Origin of the sequence: Oceanobacillus piezotolerans, assembly GCF_003665065.1 — a bacterium.
GTDB lineage: Bacteria > Bacillota > Bacilli > Bacillales > Amphibacillaceae > Oceanobacillus > Oceanobacillus piezotolerans.
Genome location: NZ_RCHR01000005.1, coordinates 171,817 through 185,099 on the forward strand (window position 1 = coordinate 171,817; position 13,283 = coordinate 185,099).

The 13,283-nt window shown below is 37.5% G+C and carries 13 protein-coding genes; 10 read left to right on the forward strand and 3 right to left on the reverse strand.

What is annotated here, in order from left to right; genetic code table 11:
- Positions 1 to 74 precede the first annotated feature (74 nt).
- From opp3b to D8M04_RS14750, 8 genes are all read left to right on the forward strand, one after another.
- On the forward strand, positions 75 to 1,004 hold the full coding sequence (gene opp3b / locus D8M04_RS14715; RefSeq protein WP_121524168.1) for an oligopeptide ABC transporter permease: 930 nt from the start codon (positions 75 to 77) through the stop codon (positions 1,002 to 1,004).
- Position 1,005: 1 nt separating this feature from the next.
- The gene (gene opp3C, locus D8M04_RS14720) at positions 1,006 to 2,151 is read left to right on the forward strand and encodes an oligopeptide ABC transporter permease (protein ID WP_121524169.1); all 1,146 of its coding nucleotides are present in this window, start codon (positions 1,006 to 1,008) and stop codon (positions 2,149 to 2,151) included.
- Positions 2,152 to 2,169: 18 nt separating this feature from the next.
- The gene (locus D8M04_RS14725; RefSeq protein WP_121524170.1) at positions 2,170 to 3,213 is read left to right on the forward strand and encodes an ABC transporter ATP-binding protein; all 1,044 of its coding nucleotides are present in this window, start codon (positions 2,170 to 2,172) and stop codon (positions 3,211 to 3,213) included.
- Entirely contained in the window at positions 3,213 to 4,154 is a 942-nt protein-coding gene (locus D8M04_RS14730) for an ABC transporter ATP-binding protein (RefSeq protein ID WP_121524171.1), read from the forward strand. The genes D8M04_RS14725 and D8M04_RS14730 overlap by 1 nt, the downstream gene beginning before the upstream one ends.
- 216 nt (positions 4,155 to 4,370) lie before the next feature.
- Entirely contained in the window at positions 4,371 to 4,814 is a 444-nt protein-coding gene (locus D8M04_RS14735) for a hypothetical protein (RefSeq protein WP_121524172.1), read from the forward strand.
- A gap of 3 nt (positions 4,815 to 4,817) precedes the next feature.
- Complete coding sequence (locus D8M04_RS14740) at positions 4,818 to 5,438, forward strand: lysozyme family protein (RefSeq protein ID WP_121524173.1); 621 nt, start codon at positions 4,818 to 4,820, stop codon at positions 5,436 to 5,438.
- Between the two features lie 50 nt (positions 5,439 to 5,488).
- Positions 5,489 to 5,866, forward strand: coding sequence for a RidA family protein (locus D8M04_RS14745; protein ID WP_121524174.1), 378 nt, complete (start codon positions 5,489 to 5,491; stop codon positions 5,864 to 5,866).
- A gap of 18 nt (positions 5,867 to 5,884) precedes the next feature.
- Entirely contained in the window at positions 5,885 to 7,054 is a 1,170-nt protein-coding gene (locus D8M04_RS14750) for an iron-containing alcohol dehydrogenase (protein ID WP_121524175.1), read from the forward strand.
- A 478-nt stretch (positions 7,055 to 7,532) separates the two neighbouring features.
- On the opposite strand, the gene D8M04_RS14755 is transcribed toward D8M04_RS14750, so the two are convergent.
- Positions 7,533 to 8,729: an MFS transporter gene (locus D8M04_RS14755; protein ID WP_121524176.1), complete on the reverse strand. Its 1,197-nt coding sequence runs from the start codon at positions 8,727 to 8,729 to the stop codon at positions 7,533 to 7,535.
- Positions 8,730 to 9,044: 315 nt separating this feature from the next.
- On the opposite strand from D8M04_RS14755, the gene D8M04_RS14760 reads away from it, so the two are divergent.
- Positions 9,045 to 9,968 carry a DUF1002 domain-containing protein gene (locus tag D8M04_RS14760; protein ID WP_121524177.1) on the forward strand — a complete coding sequence of 308 codons (924 nt, stop codon included), beginning with the start codon at positions 9,045 to 9,047 and terminating at the stop codon, positions 9,966 to 9,968.
- A 423-nt stretch (positions 9,969 to 10,391) separates the two neighbouring features.
- Positions 10,392 to 11,186 carry a LysM peptidoglycan-binding and 3D domain-containing protein gene (locus D8M04_RS14765; RefSeq protein ID WP_121524178.1) on the forward strand — a complete coding sequence of 265 codons (795 nt, stop codon included), beginning with the start codon at positions 10,392 to 10,394 and terminating at the stop codon, positions 11,184 to 11,186.
- Positions 11,187 to 11,227: 41 nt separating this feature from the next.
- On the opposite strand, the gene D8M04_RS20595 is transcribed toward D8M04_RS14765, so the two are convergent.
- Positions 11,228 to 11,359, reverse strand: a complete 132-nt coding sequence (locus tag D8M04_RS20595; RefSeq protein ID WP_281277135.1) for a hypothetical protein — start codon at positions 11,357 to 11,359, stop codon at positions 11,228 to 11,230.
- A gap of 187 nt (positions 11,360 to 11,546) precedes the next feature.
- Positions 11,547 to 13,169 carry an ABC-F family ATP-binding cassette domain-containing protein gene (locus D8M04_RS14770; protein WP_121524179.1) on the reverse strand — a complete coding sequence of 541 codons (1,623 nt, stop codon included), beginning with the start codon at positions 13,167 to 13,169 and terminating at the stop codon, positions 11,547 to 11,549.
- Between the last annotated feature and the right edge of the window lie 114 nt (positions 13,170 to 13,283).

A 13,283-nucleotide genomic window follows, 5' to 3' on the forward strand; every position in this document is an offset into this window, starting at 1 on the left:
TTGAGAAAAGAGTCTTACAATAATGAAGATTTTATATTATTAGATATCAGAGGAATGAATTAGGAGGTGCGAGAATGGTTCGTTATATTGGAAAACGTGTAGGGTATATGTTAATTACCTTATTCATCATTGCTACATTTTCCTTTTTTCTAATGAAAATGTTGCCGGGTAGTCCGTTAAACGCAGAAGATAAATTATCAGAAGAACAAAGAGCAATAGTATTAGAGAAATATGGGCTAAATGATCCTGTTCCAGTCCAATACGTAAATTATATTTCAGGTCTTGTACAAGGAGATCTTGGAATTTCGTTTGCTTTTAGTAATACACCAGTAACCGATATCCTTATGGATCGAGTCGGACCATCAGCACAGTTAGGTGCCCAGGCGTTGGTATTAGGAACGATATTAGGGGTTATCTTGGGACTGGTGGCGGCTATATCACATAATGGATTTCTTGATTACACCTCAACGATTATCGCTGTATTAGGTACTTCGATTCCCAACTTCGTATTTGCAGGTATCCTCCAATATGTATTCGCATCTGAATTGGAATGGTTTCCTGTTGCCCTGTGGGGGAGCTTTGAGCATAGTATCTTACCGACCATTGCTTTAATGATATTCCCAATGGCAACAGCAGCACGTTTTGTTAGAACAGAAATGGTGGAAGTTCTTGGATCCAATTTCATTACAACTGCACGTGCTAAGGGTGTAAGTGAACCGGGTATCGTATTTAAACATGGCTTAAGAAATGCTTTGATTCCTTTGGTTACTGTTATCGGTCCACTTGCAGTAAGTTTGATGACTGGATCAATGGTTATTGAAGAGATTTTCGCTATTCCTGGTATTGGGGAGCAATTTGTAAACTCTGTTATGGTAAATGATTATCCAACAATTATGGGTACAACGTTAATGTTTGCCTTCCTGTTTATTTTAATCATTTTAATAACTGACCTCCTTTATGGATTAATTGATCCTAGAATTAGAATTAGCGGAGGGGATAGATAAAATGGACAACAATCAGACTAACAATATACCAAAAGAACTTCTAGTCCCGATGAAGCCGAAAGAAGATACTAGTGAAAAGATTTCTGCTCCTAGTCGAACGTTTTTACAAAATGCAAGAAGAGCATTTTTAAAGAATAAATTAGCATTGTTTAGTGTTGTAGCACTAGTTATTATCATCATAATGAGTGCTATCGGCCCATCAATGAACGAGTATGGCCAAGATGAACAGGACTTAACTCGTGCGAAAATGCCTGCGCGTGTTCCAGTATTAGAAAATATATCATGGTTAGGGTTCAATGGTACGTTAAGTGATACCTTTGAAGGACAAACTGTTGAGCAAGCGACAAACAATGCGTACGCTCGTTATGATAACCAAGAAGATTTTATTGAAATTGAGGTATTGAATGGGTCAGAAGGCTCTGCTGAGGTAAAAGCAACCTACAATATCTATGATGCAAAAGACATGGAAGACCAGTATTTCTGGTTAGGTACTGATACATTAGGTCGTGACCAATGGACGCGTCTATGGCTAGGTACTAGAGTTTCCTTGTTAATTGCCTTTATCGCTGCATTTATTAGTCTTGCCATCGGTGTTGCTTATGGTGGTATCGCAGGTTTTTATGGTGGAAAAGTGGATAACGTAATGATGCGTATACTTGAGGTATTAGTGGGTATACCAAACTTAGTTATTATTCTACTCATGATGCTCTTCCTGAAACCAGGGATTACATCCATTGTTATTGCTTTGACCATTACAGGCTGGACAGGGATGGCCCGAATTGTTCGTGGGGAAATTTTGAAATTGAAGAGTCAAGAATATGTGCTTGCTGCACGAACATTAGGACAATCGAATTGGAAAGTAATTACGAAGCACCTGTTGCCAAATATTAGTGGGATTATTATTATCAATACAATGTTTAACATTCCAGATGCCATTTTCTTTGAAGCGTTTCTAAGCTTTATTGGGTTAGGTATAACACCTCCTGATGCATCTTTAGGTACGTTAATTAATAATGGATTCGACAATTTACTATTATATCCTTATATGTTATGGTTCCCTGCAATCCTGATTTCCTTAATTATGATTGCCTTTAACTTGATTGGTGATGGACTTCGTGATGCATTTGATCCGAAAATGCATAAATAGAAAGGTAGGTGTTTTTAAATGAGTAAATTATTAGAAGTAAAGGATTTAGCAGTATCATTTAACACCTACAACGGTGAGGTACAAGCCGTTCGAGGTGTGAACTTTGAGCTGAATAAAGGAGAAACATTAGCAATTGTTGGAGAATCTGGATCAGGTAAGTCCGTAACCACAAGTGCATTAATGGGACTCCTTCCAAAGCCGGCAGGATTTGTGAAATCAGGACAAATCTTGTATCAAGGTGAAGACCTGGTTGGTAAGTCCAACAAAGAGATGGCAAAGATACGTGGGAAGGAAATATCCATGGTATTCCAAGATCCAATGTCGTCATTGAACCCAACCATGAAGATCGGAAATCAAATCATGGAAGGACTAATTAAGCACCAAAATATGAATCGTACAGAAGCATATAAAAAAGCGATTGAATTATTGGACTTAGTAGGTATTCCAAATCCGGAAATCAGAGCTAAGCAATTTCCTCACCAATTTTCTGGGGGGATGCGTCAGCGTGTAGTAATTGCGATTGCCCTTGCATGTAATCCTAAGATATTAATCGCCGATGAGCCAACTACAGCCTTGGACGTTACTATTCAAGCGCAGATTCTTGAATTAATGAAATCCATTCAAAAAGAAACAGATAGTGCAATCATTTTCATTACCCATGACCTGGGAGTAGTGGCAAATGTTGCAGATCGTGTTGCTGTTATGTATGCTGGTAAAATTGTTGAAGTCGGTACAGTTGACGATATCTTCTACAATCCAAAACATCCTTACACTTGGGGATTAATTGGTTCGATGCCAACACTTGATAGTTCAGAAGATGAATTATTCACGATCCCGGGCAGCCCGCCTGATCTGTTGAACCCACCTAAGGGGGATGCATTTGCACCGCGTAATAAATTTGCGTTGGAAATTGACGGTGTTATGGAACCACCAATGTTTAAGGTCTCTGACACACATTATGCAGCAACATGGCTGCTTCATCCAGATGCACCAAAAATCGAACCACCTGAATCGGTAAAAAAACGGATGCATGGTTTTGCGAAAACAGGGGGTGACGAATAATGGCGCAGGATAGAGAAAAATTATTAGAGGTAAAGGACTTACAGAAGCACTTCCGTGTTGGTCGCAATAAAATAGTGAAAGCTGTAGATGGTGTCTCATTTGATATATTTAAAGGGGAAACCTTTGGGCTAGTTGGTGAATCTGGAAGTGGGAAGTCAACAACAGGCCGTACTATTATTCGTTTATATGAGGCAACTGGTGGAGAAGTAAAATTCGATGGTGAAGATGTTCATGGAAAGAAATCAAAAGATGAGCTTTTGAAGTTCAATCGTAAAATGCAAATGATTTTCCAAGATCCTTCATCCTCTCTAAATCCACGAATGACTGTTTTAGATATTATTGCAGAGGGTTTAGATGTTCATAAACTCGTAAAAAGTGAAGAAGAGCGTAAAGCACGAGTAGAAGAGCTGCTAGAAGTTGTTGGATTAAACAAAGAGCATGCTACCCGTTTTCCACATGAGTTTAGTGGTGGACAGCGTCAACGTATTGGAATTGCAAGAGCACTAGCAGTTGATCCTGAATTTATTATTGCTGATGAACCTATATCCGCACTTGATGTATCCATTCAGGCACAAGTTGTTAACCTGCTTAAGAAACTGCAAAAAGAGCGTGGTTTAACCTATTTATTTATTGCCCATGACCTCTCCATGGTGAAATATATAAGTGATCGTATTGGGGTAATGTATTTAGGCAATTTAGTAGAGTTAGCAGATAGTGACGAGTTATATAAAAACCCGTTACATCCATATACAAAATCACTGTTATCTGCAATTCCGCTGCCTGACCCAGAATATGAACGTTCTCGTGTACGTCATGCATATGATCCTTCTGTGCATGATACAAGTGAGGAGCCAGAATTTAGAGAAGTGGCACCAAAGCACTGGGTACGATGTACAAAGAAGGAATTTGAGCAATATAAGGATGAGCTTAATAATAAATAACTTCAAGAGTCTTGTTACACGTAGCGTAGCAAGGCTTTTTTCTTTACGAATAAGGATAATTCTAAGATGAAAATGTAAATTTTATAAAAGTATATTTTAAAGACTTTGCAGAGGAGATTTTGCTAATATTTTGATAGAATATTTTCTGAGATACTTAAAATAAATGGAAAGTGTGAATAACCTGTGTATAAACTGTTGAGTAAGTGGAGAAGGGTTGTGGAAAAGTCGATAACATTGTGGATAAAACTTATTGTTATAGGTATCATTTCAGGAATAAGCCTTGGATTGTTTCTAAAGTTAATCGAAATATTAACAGAGGAAAAAGTCTACACTTTACTAATGAATGTTGATTATATTCCTTTATTAAAAGACTATAGGTTGAGTGAACTTGTTGAATTCTCCCTACATTTAATTGTATCCATTGCCCTCGTTATTATTTTATATTTGTGTATAAGTAGATTAGATATCCACAGGAAATCCACAATTTATACTATTATTATTTCTATCATTGGGATAATGTTATATTTCACGACATCATTTTCAGAGCGAACCCCTTTGGTAACAGATTACTTAGCTTTTACTTACTGGGTTGTTGGACACTTGATATATGGAATTATCGTTTCTAAATTATTAAAACTTTGGGTGGAGAAGGATAGATAAAAGATGAGTAAAAAGAAGAAAAAAACAAAAATAGCTATATATCAATCTATTGTAGTAGGACTTCTCTTTGTTTTATTATTTGTCGGGATCTCTATCCTATCAATCGTCGAGGAAGAGGAACCAGAAAACTATCCGAAAGTAACAAACGAAGTAGAAAATTATCGCTCTACAGTTGAAAAATATGCAAAAGAATATGGTGTGTCGGGGCATGTGGATATTCTTTTAGCTATGATGATGCAAGAGTCTGGGGGAAGAGGCAGTGATCCTATGCAGTCTTCAGAGAGCTATTGCGGAGAGATAGGTTGTATTCAGGACCCAGAGCTATCGATTAAACAAGGTGTTTATTATTTCTCTGAAGTGTTGAACGATGCAAACGGAGATTTAAAACTTGCCATTCAATCCTATAATTTCGGTAGAGGTTTTATTGATTTTGTTCTTGAGGAAACAGGTAGTTACTCTCAAGAAATCGCTATTGACTTCTCCCAGCAAATGTACGAAAATGCACCAGACAAATCTATTTATACGTGTTTAAGAGAGGAAGCCAAGAAATATAACGCATGCTACGGTGATATTTACTATGTAAATTCTGTCCTTGATTATAGTCGTACATTAGCCATGCAATAAAGAAACTGGTATGATATAAGAAAATTATAATTTCTTAGGAGGAATATTAAATGACAAAAGAAATACATACAACAAAGGCACCGGCTGCTATTGGTCCATACTCCCAAGCTATTCAAGCTGGAGATTTTGTCTATGTTTCAGGTCAAATACCGATTGATCCTGCAACAGGAGAAGTGGTAGAAGGAATAGAAAATCAAACAAAACAAGTGCTGAAAAACCTTCAAGCAATTTTACAGGAAGCTGGTACTGATTTTAACCAAGTGGTTAAGTTTACTATTTTCTTATCTGATATGAATCACTTTGCAACCGTAAATGATATTTATGGCAGCTTCTTATCTGAGCCATATCCAGCAAGAGCAACTGTTGAGGTAAGCCGTTTACCTAAGGATGTTTTAGTAGAAATGGATGTTATTGCATATACGAAGTAAGAAGGGGAGGTAAAGGCGATGGATAGTTTTGTATACCAAAATCCTACCAAACTAATATTTGGTAAGGGACAGCTCGATGCTCTGCCGAACGAAGTAGAGAAATATGGAAACAAAGTGCTTATTGTTTATGGCGGAGGCAGTATTAAACGTAACGGAATCTATGACAATGTTGTCAATAAGCTTAAAGAGATGAATGCAGAGATATTTGAACTCTCTGGTGTAGATCCTAACCCTCGAATCTCCTCAGTTAGAGAAGGTGTAGAGATTTGTAAAAAGGAAGGGATACAGTTCATATTAGCAGTTGGTGGTGGGAGTACCATCGATTGCGTAAAAGCAATTGCCGTTGGTGCGAAAACAGATATCGACATGTGGGATATTGTCATAAAAAAAGAAGTAGCGAAGGATTCTCTTCCATTTGGTACCGTTTTAACTTTAGCAGCAACAGGTTCTGAAATGAATAGCGGATCGGTCATTACAAACTGGGAAACCAATGAGAAACATGGCTGGGGCTCGCCATACTCCTATCCTAAGTTTTCGATACTTGACCCAGAGCATACCTATACGGTTCCATTAGATCAAACAGTGTATGGAATCGTTGATATCATGTCTCATGTAATAGAGCATTATTTCCATCAAACAACCAATACACCAATTCAGGACCGCTTTTGTGAGGGCATTTTAAATACGGTAATAGAAACAGCACCGAAACTAATAGAAGATCTAACGAATTATGAATATCGCGAGACAATTATGTTAGCAGGAACTTTAGCGCTAAATAATATGCTAAACATGGGTTATCGTGGAGATTGGGCAACACATAATTTGGAACATGCCGTCTCAGCTGTTCATGATATTCCCCATGGTGGTGGGCTGGCTATTTTATTCCCGAACTGGATGAAGCATGTATTAGACGAGCATAATGCACCTCGTTTTAAACAGTTTTCCGAGCGAGTATTTGGCGTTTCGTCCGTTGGAAAATCGGATATGGACGTGGCACTCGAAGGAATTGATAGGCTGCGCGAGTTCTGGACTAGTATAGGCGCACCATCCAAGTTATCAGACTATGAAATCAATGATACATCCATTGAACTTATGGCAGAGAAAACAGTCACTCTTAGGTCGGAATATGGTATGTTCAAGAAGTTAAATAAGCAAGATTCGATAGAAATTTTTAAAGCTAGCTTATAATGATAAAAAGGAAAATGACAATTTCCTAGGAAATAAGTCGAAAAAGAATGCATCGCTTTAACTTAAGTGATGCATTCTTTTTTATAAATGGAAGACCTGTGGATATTTCTTATCATTGCGAAAAGTTACGTCCTAGCAAACTTCACACTCCTCCACTACGATAACAGTTCGACATAGTCGAGCTACCTATGTTCAGATAAAGGAAGTGCCTACTAAAACCGGTTTTCGCCAACGTCGGCATACCCCTAAAGGGGCATGTTTCCTTTATCTCATTGCGGTAGGAAAAGTTCGATTAAGAACGCCACATCACGTGGCAAATCTTTTCGATGGGACGAGTAATCGCAGTCCCAACGTCGAACCACCCCACGTCCTGTGGGGCGCAGTTTGTACGTTGCTACGACGCACAGGACGTGCTAGTACAGGCGTTGCGACAGGACGTCGCGTTTTTAGCCTGTAAGGGCGCTTGCGCCTTTGTTCCTTAATGAGAATGGGAAGAAACGGAATGTTTATCAGCATATTCATAGCGATACCAGGTAAACAGCATCAATAGGCCAGCTAATATCAGTAATGCACTTGTAAAGAAAAACACGGTAGAAAAACCATACAAGGCAGCAATTAATCCACCTAATGCTGGTCCAATGACATTACCGAGAAAGCGAAGGCTAGTATTATACCCAATTACTTCTCCTTGCATGGATAATGGTGCTTCCCCACGAATATAAGCAATACGCAGAGGAACGATTCCGCCAATAGTGACCCCCAAGAGGAAACGAATAATAATCAGTTGTGTGATATCCGTAACAAATGCTCCTGGCAAATAAATAATTCCAGAGGCGAATAATAGGACAATTAATATTTTTATATGTCCATGTGAATCTCCAAATTTCCCCCAGCTGCGGGACATTAATAAATTTCCTAATCCTGCAGCAGAGAAGGCGATACCTGCAAAAAAGGCGATATTCTGAGGTCCGTTAATCTCTTCTACAAATAAGGAAAGAATTGGCTGAATACTAAAGTGAGCTATCTGTACTAAGGTCGATAATACTAGAACAACTAGTAAAACTGGCTTATGAAGGATATGAAGGATCACTTCCTTACTAGAATAGGATTGGTAATCACGCTTATCTTTAGACAGTGGCAGCTTCACTTCCTGAACAAATATGACAAGTAGAGCAGATACAAATATAGTTACAGAAACCCACTTGAATGTTGCGGCATAACTAAACGTATCAGCTAATAAACCACCGAGCATTGGTCCAAGAAGAGAACCAGTTATATTCCCCGTTTGCAGCGTTCCAAGTACCCTCCCGGCGACTTCTTTAGGTGTCTGTGTTGAAATAAATGCCTGTGACATGGGAATAAAGCCTGTTACAATACCCATGAATAATCTTAATAGGAACAGCTGCCAGACATTTGTAGCAAATCCCATTAGAAATACAGAGATCCCTATACCAACAGCAGAGATGATAAGAATATACTTTTTCCCGTATTTGTCTCCAATTCTTCCCCAAATTGGTGCGAAAATAAAAGCCGTAACAAATGTCACAGCAAAAGTAAGACCTGACCAGGTTTGTACATAAGAATCGGTAAAGTTACCAAAAGAATGAATGTATAAAGATAGAAATGGAATAACCATCGTCATGCTGCCAGCTACGAAAAAGTTAGCAAACCACATGATGGCCACATTTCTTTTTACAATGGAATGAGATTGACTGATTGTAACCCTTCTTTCTAAAATATTTCGCTACTCTAAATATACAGCATACGAAGGATTAATGAAAGTAACCTGCTCAACGATAAACGTGATAAAATAAAGATGAAACTACTCAAGCTTTTTCCTACCAGTTATAATAAAGAAGTACTAATCCTTGATAAAGTACAAGCAAAAATATTAATTTGAAACATTTCATATTATTAATACGTCTAATGAAGTAATGTGGATTTTTTCTGCATACTGAGTCTAGGCATTTGGAAAAGGAGACGAAAGAGAATGAAGAACTTTAGAAGAATTCTGTCCCTGCTTCTTGTGATGGCATTAATGGTTGGGTTTGTCCTTCCCATTCACGCGACTACAGGAGCGACGAACACAGAAAGTATAAATGAAAAATTAGGACCAACCGTTGTTATTTATGGGGAAACATTGTCTGAAGAGCAAAAAGACCAGGTTCGGGAGATGTTAGGTGTTACCAATCCGGAAGCGGTCGAAGAGTATGAAGTGCTAGGAGAAGATGTTGCTACCTATATTAACGGAAACCCAGATGCAAATCTTTACTCTTCTGCTAAAATTACCCGTCAAGAAGAGGGAAATGGATTAACCATTAACATTGTATCGCCTGATAATATTACAGAGGTATCAGAAGAAATGTATGCGAATGCTTTATTAACAGCAGGTGTAGAGAATGCAACGGTCGATGTTGCATCCCCGGTAAAGGTGAGTGGACATTCTGCATTAACTGGTATTTATAAAGCGTATGACGTTCAAGGGGAAGAGCTTGATAAAGAACGAATGGAGCTGGCGAATGAAGAATTGGATGTTGCCACGAGCTTAGCCGATAATGAAGGATTATCACAGGAGAAAGTATCCCAACTATTAACTGAAATTAAGCAAATGATTGCAGAGCAAAATCCGGCAACTAGAGAAGACGTCGAACAGATTGTAAGCGAGCAATTACAAAACCTGGAGATTACTTTAAGTGAAGCAGATAGACAAATGCTAATAGATTTATTTGATAAGATGCGAAATTTGAATATTGACTTTGGCCAAGTTGCTAATCAGTTAGAAGATATTGCAAATCAGGTCGTTAATAAAGCAGAAGAGTTAGGACTGGATCAGAATTTCTGGGAGAAGGTAGCGAATTTCTTCGCAGATATTTTTACGGCTATAGGTAACTTCTTAGGCGGATTGTTTAAATAGATGAAAAGAACACAAGGAGAGCCCATTGCGGGTTCTCTTTTTTTGCCCCACGTTAGGAAAGTAGCAAGGAAGTATTTATGTAGAAAAGGTGAGCGAATTCTAGTATCTCTGAACAATATTGTACCTAGATGCGGATTTGACATAGCTTGAATTTTAATCCTTCCACGTATTTCAAAAGCTATTATTCCCTTTATTGCAACATTTTTTATAAGTTTCACTAGTAATATTTTAGGTTAAAATATGAAAAAACAGCTTTTTTTGTAATAAAAGAGAATGTAAATAGGTAAAACATATCATCTTTGTAACAATTGTAATAAATATAGGAGATTTAGTAATCCTTGTAATAGATTCTTAATTGTCCTGTTACTGTATTCTCCAAAATCCTGTGATAGTATTATTCATAGTTTGAAGGAGGAATACAAAATGAAAAAGACAATAGCAGCTTTAATAGCTGGAATGTTTATCGCTGGTACACAGGCCGTTAGTGTTTCTGCCGAGTCCTACGAAGTTCAAGATGGTGATAGTTTATGGAATATAGCTGAAGAAAATAATACAACCGTAGAAGAATTAATGAACATAAATGAATTAAAAGAAACAATGATTCACCCAAAACAAGTACTTTTACTGAACGGTACATACACCGTAAATTCTGGTGATACTCTTACTAGTATCGCTAAAGAAAATAACGTAAGTACTCAAGATTTGAAAGAATGGAATAACCTTTCTTCAGATATAATTGTCATTGGACAAGCTTTATCCATTAAGGGCGCAGCAGAATCTGCAAATATGGAACAAACAGAACAGGTAGAAACGACTTCTGCAGAAGCAAATAATGAAGCAGCAGAAAGTGAAGCAGTAGAAACAACTTCTGCTCCAAAGGAAGAAGTAACTGAAAATAATCAAGCAGAAACAGACCAAGATGTTGAAGGTAAAACAATATCTGTAAGTGCAACAGCTTATACTGCAGACTGTGAAGGTTGTTCAGGTGTAACTTATACAGGTGTGGATTTAAATAAGAATCGTAATGCAAAAGTAATTGCAGTAGATCCAAATGTAATTCCTTTAGGATCTAAAGTATATGTAGAAGGTTATGGATATGCTACTGCGGCTGATATCGGCGGTGCTATTAAAGGAAACAAGATTGATTTACATGTCCCAACAACAAGCGAAGCAAAGCAATGGGGTGTGCGTACAGTGGATGTAACAATAGTAGAATAACGGAAAAAAAGGAAAGCACTTAGTTGCTTTCCTTTTTTATATTAATAGTTTAATGGAGTAGAATAACCGTTCTCTTTTGTAATTGCTTCTGGTTCTTCGACATATTCTTTAACCCCAAAAACACCAATTGACAAAATCATCGCTGCAAACAGTATCACTAATACCTTTCTCAATGCTTGATGCCCTCCAAAATTATGTCTCTCTACTAATAGTATAATAAAAATAATTCATATAGACTAGAGGGAATTAATTCTAATTACAAATAAAAAAAGAAACGTGCTCTAATTTAATTAGAGCACGTTTTTCATAGTCTAGGAAATTATTTTGTACGTTGCTAAACGGGCGCTTGCGCCTTTGTTCTTACTTCGCATACATTTCGCTGATTTGTTTTTGAAGTTTCTTATCGTTCACATATTCATCATAGCTCATTTCTTTATCAATTAAGCCATTAGGTGTGATTTCGATTAAACGATTAGCAATACTATTTACAAATTGATGGTCATGTGAAGTAAACAGGATGGAGCCCTTGAAATTCATTAATCCATTGTTTAATGATTGAATGGATTCTAAATCTAAATGGTTCGTTGGCTCGTCTAGAATAAGAACATTTGCATGTGATAGCATCATCTTAGATAGCATACAGCGTACCTTTTCTCCACCAGATAGGACATTTGCTTTCTTTAATGCTTCTTCGCCAGAAAACAACATTCTTCCTAAAAATCCGCGCAGGAAAGTTTCTGTTTCATCCTCTGGAGAAAACTGTCTAAGCCAGTCAACTAATGGCAAATCACTGTTTTCAAAGTACTCCGAGTTGTCTTTTGGAAAATAAGATTGAGAAGTAGTCACTCCCCATTTATAAGTGCCGGAATCCGGCTCCATTTCTCCTACTAATATCTTAAATAAGGTCGTTTTTGCGATATCATCACTGCCTACAAAGGCAACCTTGTCATCTTTGTTTATAATAAAGCTAACATTATCTAAGACTTTCTTTCCTTCTATTGTTTTTGTAATTCCTTCCACACGTAAAAGGTCATTCCCAATTTCTCGTTCTGGGGTGAAGGCAATGTAAGGATATTTACGTGAAGAGGGTTTAATATCATCAAGCGTAATGTTATCCAGTAATTTCTTACGGGAAGTTGCTTGTTTCGATTTCGATGCATTCGCACTAAAGCGTGCAATAAACGCTTGAAGCTCTTTAATTTTTTCTTCTTTTTTCTTATTCGCTTCTTGTGCTAGTTTTGTTGCTAATTGACTGGATTCATACCAGAAATCATAGTTCCCAACATAGATTTGTATCTTCCCAAAGTCTACATCGGCAATATGGGTACATACCTTGTTAAGGAAGTGACGGTCATGGGAAACGACGATAACGGTATTTTCAAAGTTAATGAGAAACTCTTCCAGCCATTGAATAGCCTGAATATCTAAACCGTTGGTAGGCTCATCGAGTAGTAGAATATCCGGGTTGCCGAATAAGGTCTGTGCAAGCAATACTTTAACCTTTTGATCTTCTGTTAAATCTGCCATTTTTAATGAATGAAGATCCTCACCAATTCCTAATCCTTTTAATAAAACAGCAGCATCAGATTCTGCTTCCCAGCCGTTTAGTTCGGCAAATTCTCCTTCTAGCTCTGCAGCACGCATACCATCTTCCTCAGAGAAGTCGGCTTTCATATAGATGGCGTCTTTCTCTTGTTTTACTTGGTATAAACGTTCATGTCCCATTAGTACAGTATCCAGTACTTCATGCTCCTCGAAAGCGAAGTGATCCTGTTTTAGTACAGCAAGACGCTCTCCAGGGGAAAGGGAAACATTTCCAGTTTGTGGTTCAACTTCTCCAGATAATATTTTCAGGAAAGTTGATTTTCCAGCACCATTGGCTCCTATTACGCCGTAACAATTTCCTGGTGTGAACTTTAGGTTCACATCTTCGAAAAGTTTCTTATCTCCATATCGTAAACTTACATTTGTAACTGTTATCATTCAAGTATTTCCTCCAATAAATGAAATAGGTAATCAAAGTTAGCTTACGTTATTTAAGGAGTTACGTCAATGTAAAACCGTCATATATTATACAACAGGAATATATGGAAAAAC

What these genes read in the sequence shown, in the direction of transcription:
- opp3b (WP_121524168.1), top strand. Translation starts at nt 75, where the DNA reads ATGGTTCGTTATATTGGAAAACGTGTAGGGTATATGTTAATTACCTTA.
- opp3C (WP_121524169.1), top strand. Translation starts at nt 1,006, where the DNA reads ATGGACAACAATCAGACTAACAATATACCAAAAGAACTTCTAGTCCCG.
- D8M04_RS14725 (WP_121524170.1), top strand. Translation starts at nt 2,170, where the DNA reads ATGAGTAAATTATTAGAAGTAAAGGATTTAGCAGTATCATTTAACACC.
- D8M04_RS14730 (WP_121524171.1), top strand. Translation starts at nt 3,213, where the DNA reads ATGGCGCAGGATAGAGAAAAATTATTAGAGGTAAAGGACTTACAGAAG.
- D8M04_RS14740 (WP_121524173.1), top strand. Translation starts at nt 4,818, where the DNA reads ATGAGTAAAAAGAAGAAAAAAACAAAAATAGCTATATATCAATCTATT.
- D8M04_RS14745 (WP_121524174.1), top strand. Translation starts at nt 5,489, where the DNA reads ATGACAAAAGAAATACATACAACAAAGGCACCGGCTGCTATTGGTCCA.
- D8M04_RS14750 (WP_121524175.1), top strand. Translation starts at nt 5,885, where the DNA reads ATGGATAGTTTTGTATACCAAAATCCTACCAAACTAATATTTGGTAAG.
- D8M04_RS14755 (WP_121524176.1), bottom strand. Translation starts at nt 8,729, where the DNA reads ATGTGGTTTGCTAACTTTTTCGTAGCTGGCAGCATGACGATGGTTATT.
- D8M04_RS14760 (WP_121524177.1), top strand. Translation starts at nt 9,045, where the DNA reads ATGAAGAACTTTAGAAGAATTCTGTCCCTGCTTCTTGTGATGGCATTA.
- D8M04_RS14765 (WP_121524178.1), top strand. Translation starts at nt 10,392, where the DNA reads ATGAAAAAGACAATAGCAGCTTTAATAGCTGGAATGTTTATCGCTGGT.
- D8M04_RS14770 (WP_121524179.1), bottom strand. Translation starts at nt 13,169, where the DNA reads ATGATAACAGTTACAAATGTAAGTTTACGATATGGAGATAAGAAACTT.